At 68.4% G+C, this 18,124-nt stretch carries 20 protein-coding genes; 15 read left to right on the top strand and 5 right to left on the bottom strand.

Annotated elements, in window-relative coordinates; all coding sequences use genetic code 11:
- Window positions 1-59 precede the first annotated feature (59 nt).
- The 3 genes from ABD832_RS29965 to ABD832_RS29955 all read right to left on the bottom strand — a co-directional run bounded on the left by ABD832_RS29965 (window position 60) and on the right by ABD832_RS29955 (window position 3,300).
- Complete coding sequence (locus tag ABD832_RS29965; RefSeq protein ID WP_344901603.1) at window positions 60-956, bottom strand: aminoglycoside phosphotransferase family protein; 897 nt, start codon at window positions 954-956, stop codon at window positions 60-62.
- Between the two features lie 872 nt (window positions 957-1,828).
- Entirely contained in the window at window positions 1,829-2,428 is a 600-nt protein-coding gene (locus tag ABD832_RS29960; protein ID WP_344901600.1) for a dihydrofolate reductase family protein, read from the bottom strand.
- Window positions 2,425-3,300 carry a metalloregulator ArsR/SmtB family transcription factor gene (locus ABD832_RS29955; RefSeq protein WP_344901597.1) on the bottom strand — a complete coding sequence of 292 codons (876 nt, stop codon included), beginning with the start codon at window positions 3,298-3,300 and terminating at the stop codon, window positions 2,425-2,427. The genes ABD832_RS29960 and ABD832_RS29955 overlap by 4 nt, the downstream gene beginning before the upstream one ends.
- An 834-nt stretch (window positions 3,301-4,134) precedes the next feature.
- Here ABD832_RS29955 and ABD832_RS29950 point away from each other — a divergent pair.
- From ABD832_RS29950 to ABD832_RS29940, 3 genes are all read left to right on the top strand, one after another.
- A complete protein-coding gene (locus ABD832_RS29950; RefSeq protein WP_344901595.1) occupies window positions 4,135-4,563 on the top strand; it encodes a hypothetical protein in 429 nt (142 codons plus the stop codon).
- A gap of 155 nt (window positions 4,564-4,718) precedes the next feature.
- Entirely contained in the window at window positions 4,719-4,958 is a 240-nt protein-coding gene (locus ABD832_RS29945) for a hypothetical protein (protein ID WP_344901592.1), read from the top strand.
- 87 nt (window positions 4,959-5,045) lie between these two features.
- Entirely contained in the window at window positions 5,046-5,252 is a 207-nt protein-coding gene (locus ABD832_RS29940) for a hypothetical protein (protein ID WP_344901589.1), read from the top strand.
- 348 nt (window positions 5,253-5,600) lie between these two features.
- Here ABD832_RS29940 and ABD832_RS29935 read toward each other — a convergent pair whose 3' ends face one another.
- Entirely contained in the window at window positions 5,601-6,503 is a 903-nt protein-coding gene (locus ABD832_RS29935) for an AraC family transcriptional regulator (protein ID WP_344901586.1), read from the bottom strand.
- Between the two features lie 156 nt (window positions 6,504-6,659).
- Between ABD832_RS29935 and ABD832_RS29930 the strand changes: the two genes are divergently transcribed.
- The 12 genes from ABD832_RS29930 (at window position 6,660) to ABD832_RS29875 (ending at window position 16,690) form a co-directional block, all read left to right on the top strand.
- Window positions 6,660-6,965, top strand: coding sequence for a putative quinol monooxygenase (locus tag ABD832_RS29930; protein WP_344901583.1), 306 nt, complete (start codon window positions 6,660-6,662; stop codon window positions 6,963-6,965).
- 154 nt (window positions 6,966-7,119) lie between these two features.
- Window positions 7,120-8,118: an alpha/beta hydrolase gene (locus ABD832_RS29925; RefSeq protein WP_344901580.1), complete on the top strand. Its 999-nt coding sequence runs from the start codon at window positions 7,120-7,122 to the stop codon at window positions 8,116-8,118.
- 106 nt (window positions 8,119-8,224) lie between these two features.
- Window positions 8,225-8,983, top strand: coding sequence for an SDR family NAD(P)-dependent oxidoreductase (locus tag ABD832_RS29920; protein WP_344901577.1), 759 nt, complete (start codon window positions 8,225-8,227; stop codon window positions 8,981-8,983).
- Between the two features lie 554 nt (window positions 8,984-9,537).
- Complete coding sequence (locus ABD832_RS29915; protein WP_344901574.1) at window positions 9,538-9,825, top strand: hypothetical protein; 288 nt, start codon at window positions 9,538-9,540, stop codon at window positions 9,823-9,825.
- Window positions 9,826-9,858: 33 nt separating this feature from the next.
- Complete coding sequence (locus ABD832_RS29910) at window positions 9,859-10,062, top strand: hypothetical protein (protein WP_344901571.1); 204 nt, start codon at window positions 9,859-9,861, stop codon at window positions 10,060-10,062.
- A 293-nt stretch (window positions 10,063-10,355) separates the two neighbouring features.
- Entirely contained in the window at window positions 10,356-10,535 is a 180-nt protein-coding gene (locus tag ABD832_RS29905) for a hypothetical protein (RefSeq protein ID WP_344901568.1), read from the top strand.
- A gap of 110 nt (window positions 10,536-10,645) precedes the next feature.
- The gene (locus ABD832_RS29900; RefSeq protein ID WP_344901565.1) at window positions 10,646-11,068 is read left to right on the top strand and encodes a hypothetical protein; all 423 of its coding nucleotides are present in this window, start codon (window positions 10,646-10,648) and stop codon (window positions 11,066-11,068) included.
- A gap of 319 nt (window positions 11,069-11,387) precedes the next feature.
- Window positions 11,388-11,765: a hypothetical protein gene (locus ABD832_RS29895; protein WP_344901562.1), complete on the top strand. Its 378-nt coding sequence runs from the start codon at window positions 11,388-11,390 to the stop codon at window positions 11,763-11,765.
- 493 nt (window positions 11,766-12,258) lie between these two features.
- On the top strand, window positions 12,259-13,026 hold the full coding sequence (locus ABD832_RS29890) for an ABC transporter ATP-binding protein (RefSeq protein WP_344901559.1): 768 nt from the start codon (window positions 12,259-12,261) through the stop codon (window positions 13,024-13,026).
- Window positions 13,011-14,828 (top strand): hypothetical protein, encoded by a 1,818-nt coding sequence (locus ABD832_RS29885; protein WP_344901556.1) that lies wholly within the window; start codon window positions 13,011-13,013, stop codon window positions 14,826-14,828. The genes ABD832_RS29890 and ABD832_RS29885 overlap by 16 nt, the downstream gene beginning before the upstream one ends.
- A gap of 36 nt (window positions 14,829-14,864) precedes the next feature.
- Entirely contained in the window at window positions 14,865-16,073 is a 1,209-nt protein-coding gene (locus ABD832_RS29880) for a sensor histidine kinase (RefSeq protein ID WP_344901553.1), read from the top strand.
- Window positions 16,070-16,690, top strand: a complete 621-nt coding sequence (locus tag ABD832_RS29875; protein WP_344901550.1) for a response regulator — start codon at window positions 16,070-16,072, stop codon at window positions 16,688-16,690. The genes ABD832_RS29880 and ABD832_RS29875 overlap by 4 nt, the downstream gene beginning before the upstream one ends.
- Window positions 16,691-17,123: 433 nt before the next feature.
- On the opposite strand, the gene ABD832_RS29870 is transcribed toward ABD832_RS29875, so the two are convergent.
- Window positions 17,124-17,996 (bottom strand): alpha/beta fold hydrolase, encoded by an 873-nt coding sequence (locus ABD832_RS29870; protein WP_344901547.1) that lies wholly within the window; start codon window positions 17,994-17,996, stop codon window positions 17,124-17,126.
- Between the last annotated feature and the right edge of the window lie 128 nt (window positions 17,997-18,124).

Raw genomic sequence — 18,124 nt, 5'->3', positions numbered from 1 at the left:
GAAAGTGGGCTGCCGCATGGCCTGCAAACAGGTTCGAGAACAAGTTCAAAGAAGCGTGCTCAAACACCCTTCAGAACACGATCGAGTGCCGCCTGGCCTGCAGGTCCCCAGTTCGGCTTCCCGCCGGGAAGGCCCCGATCTCCGTTCTGCCCCATGAGCATCAGGAAGAGGCTCTTCAGAGCGGCCAGCCCGCGGGCACGCCGGATCGCCGCCTCGTCCGCCTGCGCGTACATGTCGAAGAACCGTGAGGCCGCGTCCGCAGGTAGCAGCACCCATGCGGCGGCGAGGTCCCACGCCGGATCGCCGGCGAACATGTCACCGAAATCGATGATGCCCGAGAGCGTTCCGTCCGAGACGACGACGTTCGCGGGATGGAGGTCGCCGTGCACCCACACCGGCGGGCCCTCCCACGCGTGGGCCGCAACGGCGTCGTCCCAGACGGCCCGGACGTCGGCCGCGATGTCGCCAGGGTCAACGGCCTGCAAGAAGTGCTCGAAGCCGTCCGTGCAGTTCCTGGGATGGGCACCGCGGTCCGTGGCGATCGGTGCCTCGGCGGGCGCCTCCACATGGAGCGCCCGGAGAAAGCCCGCCAGCGTGTCGGCCGCGTGGGCGCCGCGACTGATCGAGCCGTGGTCCAGCGGCTCGCCGGGAACCCACGTCACCACGGTCCAGTGCTTGGGGAAGCGCTCGCACGGTTCGCCGAACCGCACCGGAACCGGCACCGGGAGCGGCAGGCGCGGGGCCAGCACAGGTAGCCACCGCCGCTCCTTGAGCTGAATCTCCGGGGTGAGGTCCATGCGCTGCATGCGCACGGCCAACTCGTCCCCGAGGCGCCACATCTGGTTGCCCCAGCCGCCCTCCACCTCGTGGATGGTCAGCCCTGCAAGGTCTGGATGTTGCTCCTGCAGCAGGTCACGGACCAGGTCTGCGGTGATCTCGATCTCGGTGCCGGTCATGCGAAGTCACAGTACTGAGACGGCAGGCGGAGCGGCTCTCGCTCTCATTATCTCGCTGTGATTCCTCTGGCATCACCGATTCGGTTTCAGCGAGCTGCAGATCAGAGGCTATGAGACGGAACAGCCTCATGGTTACCTGAGATTTCTCGTGAGGTGGCTGGCCGAGTTGTACCTGACCGCAAGACCGACAAGCTCGACATCCGCCTGGGCGGCATCTACGCGCTGGAGCGCATCGTCCGAGACTCGGCTCGCGACTGAGATGTCGTCGACCGCCGGACAGGCCGACGTGGTCCCCTCCGTAGGTACGCGTCGACACGTCGGCCTGCGCGGGTGGTGCTGTGTCCGCAGGGGAGGAGCGAATCTGCAGCGCCAGGGCGGTGCCGGCGATGAGCAGGCCGACCAGGCCGATGAACATGCTGATCACACTGGCGCGCTGGTCCAGCACCTCCAGCACCTCGTTCGGCAGGTCCAGCGGATCGGTGAAGAACCCGACCAGCCCTACGCCCAGCAATCCCAGTGACACGACCACCACCACGACGGCCACGGCGCGGCGAGGGCGAGAGCGGCCGGGGGGCGGGGGCGGGGGCGTGGTCGGCGAGCTCGACGACGGCGGGGGAGAGGGTGGCACCCTTCCAGCTTGGTACCGGTCGACGGCGGACGGGGCGGGGTCGCCGACCTGTTACCGATTCCCCGCCAGATCAGACGTCACTTTCCCTCCCGTCCGAAATATTAGAAATTCGAGTATCTCGGACAGAGGTGGAAGGGGTCCGTCCAACTCACGGGAATAGGGATCTCCACCGACGTCTTCGAGCTCAACCTCTACCGGATGCAGCTCTGGCCGCCCCAGACGGTGTAGCGCCGCACGGGCCTGCTCAGCGGGCTCGGTCGTAGACCATGGCGATCTCGCCCAGCTCGCCGGTCTCCTGGTGTGTGAGCGTCCACTTCGAAGCCGGCAGGCCATCGTCGAACAGTCGCTGCCCGCCCCCGGCGATCTCAGGGAAGATCATGAGGTACAGCCGGTCGAGCAGGTCTGCCGAGAGGAGCGCCTTGATGACGCTCGCGCTGCTGTTGACGAGGATGTCGCCCTCACCGGTGGCCTTGAGTTCGGTGACGACGTCCGCGGCGGGGGCGTTCACCACGCGGGTGCGTTCCCACGGCGCTTCGGTCAAGGTGGTCGAGAAGACCACCTTTTCCGTGTCGACCAGCCACTTCGCGTATCCACGATCACGCGGATCGGCGTTGTCGTCTTCGGCGACCGGCGGCCAGTACGTCATGAATCCCTCGGCATTGAGTCGGCCGAGCAGTGCCGTCGTCCCACCTTCCCAGATGCGGGTCATGTGGTCACGCGCGACTTCGGTGGTCACATACGGGGCGAACGGCCCGAAGTCGCTGGGCCCACCGGGACCGTTGTAACGCCCGTCGAGGGTGAGGCTCAGGTTCGCGGTCACCCTGCGGCCGGTTGAGTCGGTCATGTAGTGCTCCTTGTATCGGTGTCGTGCCCGGTGTCGCCGGTGCTGTCGGAATCCGCGGCGAGGATCGCCGCGAGTTTGTCGAGGCTCTGGCCGAAGCCGATCTCGATGCCTGCGACGAAGTCCGCGGAGTCCGCGGAGTCGACTGTGCTGTCGGTGATCTGGAAGTGGACGTCGAGGTCCGTGCCGGTGTCGGTGCGCTGGAGGCCGAGATCGAGGTGGGCGGTGAAGGCGAGAGCGCCGTCGGGAAGCAGCGGGGAGAGCCGGTAGACGAGGCGCTCACCGGGGCGTACGTCGTCGACGACTCCCTGTGCGCGCCCGGCTGGCAGGTCGGAGCCGTCGACGTCCTCGGCATCGCGGTACTCATGGACGATCCGCCCACCCGGTCGCGCTTCGAAGACAAGCTCGGAGACGCGCAGGTCGTCCGGCGTCCACCATCGGGCGAGCAGGGAGGCCTCGGTCAGGTGGCGCCAGACCAGCTCGGGGCGCCCCGCGAGCGACCGAAGGAACCTGAACGAGCGGCCGTCGGCCCACCCCGGCTCTTTCGCGGCGAGCCGCTCCGCGTGGAGGCTGAGCCCGTAGCGGTCGTAGGTCTCGCGCGCGCCACCGGCATGGTCCGCGGTGTCGGCGAGCCGGCTGAGCGCAGCCGCCAACTCCCGCAGAGGACCGGGTCGGAGCGCGTAGATGCGGCGCTGACCGATGCGCTGGGAGGTGACGACGCCGGCACGTTCAAGGGCTTGCAGGTGCTTGGTCGTCTGCGGCTGGCGAGCCTCGGCGAGCCGGGCAAGGACGCCGACCGGCCGGGGCCGCTCGGCCAGCAGGGTCACGAGCCTCCAGCGGGCCGGGTCGGCCAGTGCGCTGAGGAGTGCGTCCATGGAAAAAAGTATTCACCATCAAGAATATTCGTGTCAAGGAATATATAGGGATCGGCTGGACGGTTTCGGCTCGGCTGAGCCGGGTCCGGCTGAAAGGTCTCCAACCGGAACCGCACGAGCAGCAGGCGAGGGCGCATCACCCGCGACCCGGCCCGCGACCACCCCACCGACATGGAGGTGTCGGCCGCCTTCGTCCGCGAGCACTCCCGCGATGCTGAGACCGACGAAGCAAGGGAGGTGAAACCTCGCGGTCCGGAGTTGAGGACCGGCCTCGATCGCGTCGTACCTGGCTGCACGACTCTTACCGGTACTCCGAGTCGACCCTGACCCGAGTCGAGCGCGTGTGCGGTGCCGGCCGATGCTCGCGCGCGCTGCACGCGAGCATCCCGGCCTGGCCGGCAGCCGTGAGCGCGAGCGCAGGCTCAGCGAGCACCTGAGCGCGCTGGGCCTGACTGTTCGGACACCGCGTAGCACCGGCGGGACCATCGCCTGTGGTCCAGGAGGTCGAGCAGGTGGCTCAGCGGTGTGAAACTTCCACGAATCCGCGTACGCGCCGAAAATACGGATCAGTGGATCCGTCCTGATCAAAGGCACCGCGAATGGTCGCCGTTCTGCTCGTGGGGCCTATGTGTCCTGTGGTTTTCCGTGCCGGGACGCCACATTAGACAGCCTTGTCGCCCGCCCATACTGTCCCGGTGCGGCCCGTTCCCGAATTCCGCAGCATGCAGCACACGACGTGCGGCGTTTCGCCGCCGTCAAATCAAAGGAGGTTGCGAATTGCAAACACGTACGCGGCGGCTTCGCCCGATGAGGTCCCTGGTCATCGTTCTGCTGATGGCCGTTTCGGCCCTCCTGCCGCTCACGCCGGCACACGCGGCATACGGCACCCCGATCCCCGTGTCGATGGCCGTGTACGGCGGTTGGAACGGAACCCAGCTCCTCGCCAGGGTGGACGGAACGATCCAGTTCGACGACGCGAACCAGAAGTACCAGTACCACCTCTCGTTGTGCCGCGTCTCCAGTTTCGTCGGGCCGAACGTCAGAGTTCTGGTGAACAACGTCTACAAGTCCACCCTGTATTGGAACGGCGGCTCCCCAACAGCCCAGTGCCCGGCCTCCTACATCGCGACTGCGCATTCCGCTGAAGTGGACAACGGAAGCACGGTTCACAATGTGACGCTCACCTTGGTGGGCTCGGACTTCAACGCCAACGTCTTCCGCGAGCGCACCGAGACCTGGACCTACGACAACCCCTTCAACTGAGCGAACCCGCGCTGACGACCCCGCCGGACCATTTCCGCCGGGGTCGTACCTTCTGCGGATCAACGCCCGCGATCATTCTGATCACCGAGCGCGGAACCCTGATTCCCAACGTCGGGATGCCGTGAACGAACGTGCCACCCGGGCCGGGCGGGGTGATGACCGACGAGGCCGGGGTCATCACCGGTGACCTCACCGCAGCCATCACCATCGTCGGTGACCAGGTGCAGGTGCAGGTTCAATACACCGGCGCCGAGGAGTGGTACGCCCTCACCGGCACCCCCGTCACGCTCGCCGGCCGCACCGGACGAGAGGTGGAGACCGTCGGCTTGCGCGCCATCCGTGCCGGGCTTCCCGAAGGACTCTGTGACAAGCTCGGTGAGGAGCGGCTCGGTTGAGGGCGACGACATCGATGCCACTGCAGCGCTGGAGTGGCGTCGACACGGTGAGTACCGGCACACTGTGACCCCCTTGAGGAGGTCGGGATGCAAGTCGTACACATCAAGGCGTGGGATCCAGATGACTTCGCGCCTGGCCGCGTCAGCCGCAGCCGCTGTACCTGCGGTGGAAACGGCCCCGACGACCCGTGCACCGAAGAGATCGAATACACCGTCACCGACCGCATCAACCGTCGTTGGTCCAGCTGCGAACACCACCTGAACGCCTACAACAACTCCCGGCCAACCCCCTGAACAGCAACAGCACCCGCCTGGCTCGGTGACAGCCCCTTCCTGCGATCCGCAGTGACCCGGGCGGCTCTGCTGTCGACAGTCCCACTCGGGAGGTGTTCGCCGGTGGCGGCGGTGATCCGGCGGACCTGCCCGCAGTGGTCGCTCCCGTCGAGGCCGGTGCGGAGCAGATGATGCACTCGGCCGGCGCCGGGACGGTGGGATCGCTCATCGGGTTAGGCCCCCATACTCTTCGCGGCTTTGGCTGAGACGTCCAGCCAGGCCGAGTGAGTGAGTCTCGCCTGGGCGGTCGCTGCCCGCCTCGGCCCCCGTCCGGTCCGGCTACCAGAACGTTCCTTCGCGCCGGCGTGGCTACACCAGGGCCGGGGCGGCGTGCGGTGTCGATCCGCGCAGGCGGGCGGCGTCCTCGCTCGGTGGCGCGCCGAACTGGCGGCGGTACTCGCGGCTGAACTGTGACGGGCTGTCGTAGCCGACACGGTGGCCGACCCCGGTGACGTCGTGGGGATGGGTGGCGAGCAGCAGTCGGGCCTCCTGCAGCCGGATCTGCTTTTGGAACTGGATGGGGCTCATCGCGGTGACCGCCTGGAAGTTGCGGTAGAAGGCGGACACGCTCATGCCGGACAGTTGTGCCACGTCCTCCACCCGGAAGGACTGCGTGTAGTGGTCGCGGATCCACCGGACCGCCCGCGCGACGTGGGTGAGGTTGCTGTCGGCGAGGCCGAGCTGGCGTACGACGGCGCCCTGCTCGCCGGTGACGAGCCGCCAGAGGATCTCCCGCTTGATCAGCGGCGCGAGCACCGCCACGTCGCGTGGCCGGTCGAGCAGGCGCAGCAGCCGGACCACCGCGTCGACGAGCGCGTCGGGCGCGTCGCTGACGGCCATGCCGGATGGCGTGCCGCCACCGGGCGGGAGGTCCCCGGGGGCCGCCTGCAGCAACAGCTCGGCGATGGTGGCCGGGTGCAGGATCAGGCCGAAGCCCATCGCCGGCCGCTCGGGACTGGCCTCGGTGAAGTGGCCGGTGATCGGCATGTCGACCGAGGCGACGAGGTACTGCCCGGCCCGGTACTCGTACACGCGGTCGCCCAGCGCGATCCGTTTCGCGCCCTGCGCGATGAGTGCCAGCACCGTGCCCGACATCGACGGCGACGGCGGATACGGCTCCTCGACCTTCGAGACCAGGACGCCGTCGATGTCGGTGGTCATGTCGGGCCGGGCATGGCGAGCGAGCAGGGAACGCAGCTCGGCGAGGTCCATGACCCGATTGAACCACAAGCCTGATAATTCTTACAGCGATAGGATCAGGCAAGAGATCAGGAGCATCATTCTAATATTTCCCCTGGTAGCGATGATTGCATGGGCTTATCGAAATCCCCGGAGCAAGAGAATGCTCCACGAACGAGGAGATACCCCATGGCCGTCGGCCACGGTTTCCACGCCACCATGACCGCGCAGCCCGGCAAGGGTGACGAGCTGGTCGCGTTCCTGCTCGACGCGCCGTCCCTGTCGAACGAGGACTGTGTCGTCTTCCTGGTCAGCCGCTCGGCCGGCGACCCGGACGTCGTCTCCGTCACCGAGGGCTGGACCAGCGAGGAGGCCCACGGCAGGTTCTTCGCGACCGAGGAGGCGCAGGCACTGGTCGCGAAGCTCCAGCCGCTGCTCACCGGCGAGTCCCGGTACACCGACGAGGTGCCGGTCGGCGGCAAGGCCGCCTTCTGACACCCCGGCCAACCCTGAGCGACCCTGAACGACCTTTGGTCGACCCCGGCCGGCATCAACGAACCCCAGCCGACCCCGTTGAACCCCGGCGGCCCCAGGTGACCTCGCTGGATCTCAGCGAACCCTGGCCAACCCCGGCGAGAGGAACCCAACCATGGCGAAGGACCCCAGCACGACATCGGCACGCCCCGGCCTCGACCCTGAGCTGCACGCCCTCCTCGCGGAGATGCCGCTCATGTCCGAGCTCAACCCCGAGGTGCTCGCCCAGCTGCGTCAGTACCCGTCGACGCCGATCGACACCCTTCTCGACGGCCGCGCCGTCGACCGCAGGGAGATCACCGTTCCCGCCCCGGACGGCACGCCGATTCCGCTGTCGATCCTCAGTCCCGCCGGTACCGATCGCGCCACGGCGGCGCCGTGCGTCTACTGGATCCACGGGGGCGGGATGGTCATGGGAGACCGCTTCTCGCAGATCGACATCCCCCTCGACTGGCTCGACCTGCTCGGTGCCGTCGTGATCTCCGTGGACCACCGGCTGGCACCTGAGGCCGGCGGCACGACGCTGGTCGAGGACTGCTACCACGGTCTGCTCTGGGTCGCCGAGCACGCCGACGAGCTGGGCATCGATCCCGCCCGCATCGTCGTCGCGGGGGTCAGCGCCGGCGGTGGCCTCGCCGCCGGGGTCACGCTGATGGCACGCGATCTCGGCACCCCGGCGATCGCCGCCCAGGTGCTGGTCTGCCCCATGCTCGACCACCGCAACATCACCACCTCCAGCCGGCAGTACTCCGGCGGGGAAGGCGTCTGGACCCGTGAGATGAACGAGTTCGGATGGCGGTCGGTCCTCGGTGACCTCGCCGGCCGGGACGTGCCCGGTTACGTCTCTCCCGCGGTGGCCGGTGACCTGTCGGGCCTGCCGACCACCTACATCGACGCCGGTACGGCCGAGGTCTTCCGCGATGAGGACGTCGACTACGCCACCAGGATCTGGGCGGCAGGCGGCCAGGCGGAACTCCACGTCTGGGCGGGAGGCTTCCACGGATTCGACGCGCTGTACCCGCAGGCGCGCGTCTCGGCCACGGCCCGCCGGACGCGCGACGCCTGGCTCGCCCGGGTCCTGAACCCGGCGACCCGGACACCCCACGAGCCCTGAACCCGGCGTCTTGAACACCACGAGCCCTGAACCCGACGGCCTGAACACACGAAAGCCGGCACCGCCGAAACGGTGCCATCTCACTGACGAACAGGAGAGTCCAATCATGCAGGTCGCCATCGTCACCGGTGCCAGCTCCGGCATCGGGCAGAGCGCCGCCATCCAGATCGCCAGGCGCGGAACGGGAGTGATCCTGACCTATCACGGCAACGAGCCCGGAGCCCTGGACACGGTGGCCACGATCGAGAAGGACGGCGGCACGGCCGTCGCGCTGCCACTGGCCGTCGGCCGCTCGGAGACGTTTCCGGCCTTTCGCGAGTCCGTCGCCGGGGCGCTGCGCGACACCTGGCGGCGGGACACGTTCGACTTCCTGGTCAACAACGCCGGCTTCGGCCATATGGCGATGTTCGAGGACACGACCGAGGAGACGTTCGACACGCTCATGCGAGTGCTGCTCAAAGGCCCGTACTTCCTGACCCAGACCTTGCTGCCGTTGCTGGCCGACGGCGGCGCGATCGTCAACACCGCGAGCAGCGCGGCCACGTTCTCCGGCATGGAGCCCGGCTACTCCGCCTACGGCACCATGAAAGGCGGCCTGGTCGTGCTGAGCCGCTATCTGGCCAAGGAGTTCAGCGCGCGCGGTATCCGCGTCAACTCCGTCTCCCCTGGTTCCACCCGCACCCGCATCGCCGACAACGCGTTCGAACGCCACCCCGAGGTGATCCCCTCGATCGCGGCCAAGACCGCCCTCGGACGGCTCGGCGAACCCGACGACATCGGCATGGTGATCGCGACGCTGCTGACCGAGGAATGCCGCTGGATAACCGCCCAGGACATCGAGGTCTCCGGCGGCTACAACCTCTGACCGCCTCGCCCCGCGACCGGCCGGGTTCGCCGGTGCCTTCCTCTTCCACTTGGCGGTCATCGCTGCGGCGGTGCCGGATCTGCTGCTGTTTCAAGCAGTTCCGGCTTCCGCCTCAGCTGCGGTGCAGCCGGTCGTGCTCGTTAACGGCCAACCGGTCCCCCCTGAGCAGTTGACGGTTTCAGCCGCGGGCGTTCCGTCGCTGGTCGATTCAGCGGCCACGGCGATAACGGTGCAAGTATCCGAGGATTACCTACCCGGCGGCGGCAAGGATGGGAAGAGGCCTGCGGGGCGTTGTCGGTTGACGCCAAAGACGCTGTGCCGGAGAAAAAGTTCACCCGCTCCTCCCCGAACAAGCCCGGCTCGGGGATGTTGCCCCCACAGGCTCGTAACAGCGCGTCGTTGATGGGCATGACGATCGAGAGCTACTACCCCGACGATCGATCCCTGGTGGACACTCTCACTTCGGAGTTGCGTGCTGATGGCTATGGCGGCCTGGGGGCGTATTACGAGTATCGATACAAGGTTTGCGTGCTGGAGAACGGCACCCTCGACGCATGCACACTGTCGGAACGGCGGAACATGTTCGACGCGGGGTGTCGGCGGGGGTGCTGAAGTGGGGCAAGAGGTATGTGTGGGAGGTGACGATCCGCGACACCAGCACCCAGGAGACGGGCATCCTGTCGAATCTGAGCTTCCTGACCGTGGTGCGCCGGCCCGTGGGGGGATCCCAGTTGGCCACTCGCGGTGCCAACGGCCAGGAGTTTCACCGGCTCGCGGGCAACTGGTATAACGGTCGAACTGGATGTAGCTTCAAACTTTCACCAAAAATTATAAAGGTATGATGTCACCTCGAAAAAGCAAGGATGGCCTTGTAAGTGAAATGGGTGGTTCTAATACTCGCCGTCGCCTCGGTGACAACAATAGCAATAGCTCTCGTATTGAGAGGCGACGGAGATCCTGAGGTGCTATATTGGAGCAGGATGCTCACTTCGATGGGTCTCATGGCCTTCGCCGGCGCTGCCGTCCTCTTCTCCACTCACCTGTTCCTCAAAAAGGAAAAGGATCGAAAAAAACTTTAATGCTGACCGTATTCCGATGGCGGCCGTCTCCCGGATACGTGTCCGGGAGGCAGTTGTTGTCGAAATACGGGGCATCGAATACCGGACCTGAAAGCCAACTTCACGGTCCCCTGATTTTCTCCAGGGACCGTTGTTTCTGCTCAGCGTCGGCCTGTTCGTCGGCGCCCTGTGGATCCCCGGCTTCCCTGCCCTCACCCCGGTCGGGAAGCCGGGCCTGCCGCTGAGCCGGCTGCTGGACCTTCTGAAGCTCTCTTTCGCGGTGGTTCCGGAATCGGCGGCGTCATCCCCTGATCGTGGCCTACCGCAAGCAGAAGATCACCGAAGCCGCCGAACACCGCCAGCAGGCCGCCGAACTACGCGCCGATGAGGCCCACCGGCGCGAGGCGACCAAACTGTTCACTGCTCTGTTCCGCCGCTGTTCTGTGGGAGAACCAAAACCAGTGATAGGTGACGCGAAGCGTCCGCAAGCGTAATCCCTGATCAGAGTCGTGATCGAGTCGTTTCTGCAGGTAGCTGGCTCTAGGATCGGGGATCACCCAGATCTACGAGGGGCGAAGGTTGCTGGTCCTTCGTCGCTGAAGCCGTGCTGGGGCAGCGCGAGGATGATGGAGTGGTGGATTTTCCAAGCTTGGAGCGTCAGCGCCTGATGGCGGTCACTGCGGCCTTGTTCACCCATGGCGCCGACACTCCCGAGCTTCTGCACCTGTGGCTCCACCTGGAGACGGTGACCGTCGTGGTCCGTGTCGCCGCTGATTGGACGTTTCACATCACGCCGGATGAGCCGGGGGAGAGCTATGCGATGCAGGAACTCGACAGTCGCGTCGACATGGTCCCTGCCTCGGCAGAGGTTTTCTTCGTGCGGCATGTCGGGGATCGGCTTGTACACGTGGTTGAGAAGTTCGATACCGAGGTTCCCGCCCAATGCGTGGGGGCGGAGTTCATCTTCGAGACGGGAAGCGTGGTCGCGCAGAGTTTCGAAGGTGATCTCCACCTGGCCGGCCGGTGATTCGGTAAAGCCGCCGGAGTGGACGCTCGCCGTGGAGGCCCATCCCTCTCGGGAAGGAAGATCGCAGGGCATATCCAGGGCATATGAGGGCGACAAACCCTGGAAACCAGCAGAAGGCGTCGAGAGAAGAAAACGTGTCCTGACCAGGCCTGACATACGGATGCCCTGGTCAGGACGCTGGTGGTAGCGCCACATCAACAAGCGCGGGAAGCCGGATCGGGTGCGTGTTCTGCAGGCCGGGAGCGGAAAACGGTTCGATTCTTCCCGTGATGGACGGGTACCTTCCTGACCCGGGCAGGCCGATCCCGCAGGAGGGGTGTTGAGGCGTAAGAGTCCGCAGGAGAAGAAGCGCCTGAGCTACACCAAAGACCGCCGCAACGCCTACGGGGAGAACGACAAGAGCTCCCGCAAGAGCATCCGGCGCAACAAACGCGCTCCTCATCGGGCGAACAGGCACCGGGTGAACCAGGTCCTCGAAGCGGCCGTCGGCGTTGTCGACGAGGGCGCCGAGGAGGAGGTCGAGCGGCGGCTGCTGCTGAAGCGGCCGAAGTCCTGGGAGAAGTCGCCGGACGCGCCTCTGGAAGAGATCGTTCAGTACACCCTGCGGCGGCGGATGACGCTGGGGACCGGTGATTCGAAGCGGGACGCCGCCCGTCTGGAGCGTGTCCGCCGACGGACCCGGCAATCGGCCGGCTGAGCGTGCCTCGTCCGGGCACGGCGGCTCGTCTCCCAAGAGGTCCCACCGAGGGCACATCGGGGGCACACCGCGTCTGCGGACGGCGGCGGGCAACGGCAGACGACGAAGACGTTCCCACAGCTCCATGACGTGGTCGCGGATTCCGTCGCAGGTCATGGGCAGGCCGGATCACAATCCGACCTGCAGGCCGGCTCGTCCGCCTTCCCCCTCGCCGGGTTGCGGTGCAGCCGTGATCGGGCAAGACCGAAGCGGCCGGAGGGCACGATCGGCCGATCGCGCGACACCGGACGGTGATCGAGCACGCCCCCGCCCCGGTCAGGGGAGCGCACTCTCGGGGGCGGCGCCCTCCCCTGTGGAATAAGCCCTTCGCTCAGCCGTGCGTCCCGCGCCGGCCGCCCTCTCCCGCATCAACCGATCGGTTGATGCGGGAATCCACCGTTCCGCTCCCCGCACGGGCGATCCGTCACCCCCGCTCCCGCGCGACGCTCAAGGCATGCCGACACACCAGGAGCCTGCGCTCCGCACCACCGGACTCCGCAAAGCCTTCGGCGACCACCTGGCCGTCGACGACATCCACCTCACCGTCCCGGCCGGATCCTTCTACGGCCTGGTCGGCCCCAACGGCGCCGGCAAGACCACCACCCTGGCCATGGCCGTCGGCCTGCTCCGCCCCGACGCCGGCAGCGCCGAGATCTTCGGCGTGGACGTCTGGCACGACACCGTCCGGGCCAAGGGGCTGATCGGCGTGCTGCCCGACGGCAACGCCATGCCGGAACGGCTCACCGGCCGCGAGGTCCTCACCTACCTCGGCCTGCTGCGCGGCCTGCCCCCAGCCGTCGTCGCCGAGCGCGCCGACGAACTCCTGCGGGTCCTCGAACTCGACTCCGCGGAGCGGACCCTGGTCATCGAGTACTCCACCGGTATGCGCAAGAAGATCGGCCTGGCCGTCGCCCTCCTGCACGCGCCCCGCCTGCTCGTCCTGGACGAGCCCTTCGAGGCCGTCGACCCCGTCTCCTCGGCCACGATCAGGGCCATCCTGCGCAGGTTCACGGGCGGCGGCGGCTCCGTGATCATCTCCAGTCACGTCATGGCCCTCGTGGAGCAGCTCTGCGACCAGGTGGGCGTCATCTCCGGCGGCCGCGTCGTGGCCGCCGGGCCGCTGGCCGACGTACGCGGCGCCGCGACCCTGGAGGACGCCTTCGTCGACCTCGTCGGCGCCCGCACCGGAGGAACGGAGGGGCTGGCATGGCTGACGTCCTGACCCCTGGCCTGCCCGCGCTGGCGCGGCACATGGTCCGCATGCGGCTGGCGCTCATGCGCCACTCCCTGCGCGGCGACAACGCCTCCAACCTCTACACCGCCGTCCTGTTCGGGCTGGTCATGGCGTTCGGGACGATCGCCGTGGCCGTCCTGTGGCCCGCCCACCTGCCCCTCGTCCTGGCCGTGTGGCTCTGCGGCTGGGTCTTCGGCCCCATCTTCGCCGGGGGCGGCAGCGAGGCCCTCCGCCCCGAGTACTTCTCCATGCTCCCGGTCACGCCGGGCCGGATCGCGGCGGCACTGCTCGCCGGAGCCTTCGCGGGCCCCGCGCCCGCGGTCAACCTCGTCGCCCTGCTGTCCCTGCCCGTGTACGGCTGGCGCTTCGGACCGGCCGGAGTGCTCATCGGCCTGGCGGCGGCCCTGACCACGCTCGTCACCATGGTGATGATCTCCCGCGTCGTCGTGGCGCTCATCGGCCTGTTCGTCAGATCCCGGGTCACGGCGGCCACCGTCGGCATCGTCACCGGCACCGCCATCGCCCTGTGCGGCAACGGCTGGGCGCCCGCCGTGGCCCTGGGCGGCGCCGACGCAGCCTCCTGGTCCCAGGTCCTCGTCCGCGTCCTGCCCTCCGGATGGGGCGTGGCCGCCGTCGAGGCCCCCTGGCCCCTCGCCCTCGCCGTCCTCGTCGCCGGCGCCGGCGTGATCGCCCTCCTCCTGGCCGTCTGGGCGAGCCTGCTGTCGCGGCGCGTCGTCTCGGCCGCACGCGGAGGTGTGCCACCCCGCCGCGGCACGCCCCGCCCTTTCCCCGCGACCGGCGGTGCCCGCGTCGTCGCCGCCAAGGAACTGCGCGCCTGGTGGCGCGACCTCGTCCGCATCCAGCTCCTCGCCACCGCCTTCTCCTACGCCGTTGTCACCCCCCTCCTGCTCGTCACCGTCGACGTCTGGATCCTGGTCCCCTTCACGGGACTCATCACGATCGTGATCGCCGCCGCGTCCTCGGCGAACCTCTACGGCGCCGACGGGACCGCCCTGTGGCTCACCCTCATGACCCCCGGCGCGGAACGCGCCGACGTACGCGGTCGTCAGCTGGCCTGGCTCCTCATCGTCGGCCCGGCCGCCGTCGTCCTCTCCCTGGGCGGCACCCTCGTCAGCGGCCAGACCTGGGCATGGCCGTGGACGCTGGGCCTGCTCCCCGCCCTCCTCGGCGGCGGCGCCGGAATCATCGTCCTGCTCGCCGTCACCTCGCTCGTCCCCGGCACCGACCCCCACAGGCGCGGCGGCAACCCGCTCAGCACCGGCGCCGACGAGACCGCGGAAACCGGCCTCGCCTGGCTCGTGCTCCTCGCGGTCCCCGCCACCGCCCTTCCCGCGGCCGGCGCCGTCCTCCTTCACCCCTGGGCCGGCGTCGCCACCGGTGTGCTGACCGGCGCCCTCGGCGCCTGGGGATTCGGCAGGATCGCCTACCGCAGACTGGAGAACCACGGGACCGACCTGCTCAACCTCATGAAGCACGGACCGCCCCTCAAGGCCGACAAACCCACCGTCGCGGACCTCCCCGTCCGGCACCGCATCGGCGTCACGATCTGTTACGCCATCGCCTGGCTGCCCTTGTTCCCCCAGGGGCTCGTGCCCATGGTCATGAAGATCTTCGGCGTCGAGGAGCGCGTATGGTTCCTCGCCCTTCATCTCCCGCCGCTCTGGCAATGGCCCACCATCATCTTCATGATCGCTACAGGGCTGCTCATGTACGGCTACGCCATTCTGATTCCCATGCGCCTAGGCTCGTCCTCGTCGGCCATCAGGTGAAACCCATCCGTACCCGGCAGGAGGGCCGCGCCCCGGATGAACGATCCCTTTCCGCTCTCCGTCTGGGAACGACGTTTCGATCACGCCGTCGAGATCGTCCCCTACATCACCCTCGCCGCCTCCCTCGTCATCAGTCTGTTCTCACCGCAGCAGCCCGAGGGCGGGATCCCCCGCACCCTCGTGCTCACCGCCCTGGCCCTCGCCTGGATTCTCGGCGCCCGCGCCTTTCTTCCCGCCGCCGTGCGCCGACGGAGGGCCGCGGTCACCGTTCACTTCGCCGGCGTCATGGCCACCGCCGCGCTGCTGGCGGTCCACGACCCCATCTTCGTCATCTACTGCATCTCCGGCTTCTTCCTCGCCGCCAACTTCGCTCCCTCCAGGTGGACCTTCCCCGCCGTCGCCGCCACCTCCGTCGTCCTGTACGGATCGGTGCTCGACTGGTCCCAGGCCACCGTCCAGCTCGTCGCCTTCTACCTGGTGATCGTCGTCGTGCAGACCCTCGCCATCGGCGGTGGCCACATCGCCGGCATCAGGCTCGAGGACCGGCAGCGCAAATACCGCAAGGCGGTCAGCGACCTTCAGGCCGCCCTGGAGGAGAACGCCGACCTCCACGCCCAGCTCCTCACCCAGGCCCACCAGGCCGGCATCCTCGACGAACGCGGGCGCATGGCACGCGAGATCCACGACACCCTCGCCCAGGGCCTCACCGGCATCATCACCCAGCTACGCGCCGCCCAGCGCGTCGAGGACTCCGCCCCCCACGTCGAACTCGCGCTCGGCCTCGCCCGGGACAGCCTCACCGAAGCCCGCCGATCCGTCGCCGCCCTCCAGCCCCACCAGCTCGAGAACGCCCATCTCCCCGAGGCCATGACCACCCTGGCCCGCAACTGGACCCAGACCACCGGTGTCGACCTCCACGTCGAGGTGACCGGCGACCGCGTCCCCCTCAGCCCCGCCATCGAGGTCACCCTCTTCCGCGTCGCACAGGAGGCCCTCGCCAACGTCGCCAAACACGCGGGCGCCACTCGCGTGGGCCTCACCCTCTCCTACACCGGCACCGTCGTCCTGCTCGACATCCGCGATGACGGCACCGGCATCCACGCCTCCGACGGCAAAGGGTTCGGCCTGAGCAGCATGAGACAACGTCTGCGCGGCGTGGGCGGCTCCCTCGAGATCGAGAGCACGCCCGGCGAGGGCACCGCCGTCAGCGCCACCGTCCCCGCGCTTCAAGGAACCCCCCGATGATCCGCCTCCTCATCGTCGACGACCACCCCATCGTTCGTGACGGCCTGCGCGCCGCCTTCGAAGCCGAACCCGACATCCAGGTCGCCGGCGAAGCCGCCAACGGCCGCGAGGGAATCGACCGCGCCGCCGCACTGGAGGTCGACATCGTCCTGATGGACCTGCGCATGCCCGAAATGGACGGCGTCACCGCCATCACCGCCCTGCGTCACTCCCACCCTCACATCAAGACCCTCGTCCTGACCACCTTCGACGGCGACTCCGACGTCCTGCCCGCCATCGAGGCGGGCGCCACCGGCTACCTCCTCAAGGACGCCCCCACCGACGAACTCCTGCGTGCCGTCCGCGCCGCGGCCGCCGGCGAGCCGGTCCTGTCCCCTTCCGTCGCCGGCCGTCTGATGGGCCAGGTACGCAGACCGGTCAAGGCCGCCCTCACCGACCGCGAACTCCAGGTCCTCACCCTCGTCGCCGACGGCGCCTCCAATCGCCAGGCGGCCGCCAAGCTCTTCATCAGCGAGGCCAGTATCAAGACTCACCTGCTGCACATCTACGACAAACTCGGCGTCCGCGACCGTGCCGCCGCTGTCGGCGAGGGTTACCGACGAGGTCTGCTCCGTTAGTACGACAACGACAGGTCGTGATCTGGGGTCGTGTGGTAGACGACGCCGGGCGGATCGGCAACTGCCAGATCGGGGGGTTCCTCTCCCGTCCCCTCTGAGCAGGGACCACGGGGCCGCGCGGCGCCGGTTCACGGGGCCGCGCAGCGCCGGTTCGAACTCCAGGCCGGCCGTCCGAGCGGCGTCCTCATCGGCAGCGTCCGGATCGCCGCCGGATCCCCGGGGCGACGGTGGCCGAGGTGACGACCCCTGCCGCATCGACATAGGCCGACCGTCCGGTGCGAATACCAATGCCTTCGCCTTGAGCAGGCGATGAACGGCCACGACCGATGCGGGATTCCGCGAGACGGTGGGCCCGCCCGGGTGGGCCCACCGCACGCCTGCCCGGCGAAGGGCCGCCCCGCCATCGGGTACCGCCGCCCTCCCCGGCGGTGACTCAGCGGTCCGGCCTCGACGAGGTGCTTCGGACTCCTCCGGCCGGACGGTCGCCGAGGAATCCCTCGACCGCCTCGGCGAAGGCCTCCGGAGCGGTGACCCAGGGGTAGTGGGCCCCGGGCAGCACGACGCTGGTCCCGTGCGGGAAGATCCCGGCCAGTTCGGCCGCGTGCGCGGGCGACGGTCCCGGGTCCTGCTCTCCGGCGATCACCAGGACCGGGGCGGTGACCTTCGCCAGGCCCGCCCGGGTCTGTTCGGCGGCGGGCATGCCGGTGTGGAAGCGCTTCGCCGCCTCGGGCGAGCGGTCGGCGAACCGGGTGGCGTGCGCCTCGGCGGTCTCGTCCCAGGGACTGTAGAAGAACGGCTGCGCCCTCAGGCGCCGGCTCTCGTCTCCCGCGTCCCATGCCTCGAGGTCCGGCAGCCTGCTCTCGTACCAGCTCTCGTCGGCTCGGCGCTCGATCCCGGCGTACCACTGCTCGTCGGTGATCTCGATCCCCGCCGGGTGCACGCTCGGTGTGACCAGCACCAGGTGCGCTATCCGTTCGGGATGCCGGGCCGCGTATAGCAGCGCCAGCCCTCCGGCCGCCGAATGCCCGAGCAGGTCCATCCGCTCGAACCCCAGGCGCACCCGCAGCGTCTCGACGTCCGCGACCATGCGGTCCATCGCGTACGTGTCCGGGTCACGGGGCGCCGCGGATTCACCGGTTCCCCGGTTGTCCAGCAGGAAGAGCCGGCGCCGGGCCGACAGACCGCCGAGATCTCCCAGGTATCCCGAGGACCGTCCCGGCCCGCCCGGCAGGCAGACCAGCGCCGGCCCTTCTCCCCGCTCATGACAGACGAGCACGGTCCCGTCGTACGACGTGAAAGTGATCATTTCCTCATCCTCGCATCGCGGCCTCCGGCGCCGTCACGCCACGGTCTCGATCTCCGGCCCGGAGCGACCGGACGCCCGCCCGCGTGCCCCGTCACCGTCGCGCACCCGCTCGTGACATCGGACGCCGA

The organism is Streptosporangium longisporum, from assembly GCF_039534895.1.
Classification (GTDB): Bacteria; Actinomycetota; Actinomycetes; order Streptosporangiales; family Streptosporangiaceae; genus Streptosporangium; species Streptosporangium longisporum.
Note: the sequence above shows the minus strand (reverse complement) of the source record. Positions and strands in the feature narration are given on the sequence as shown.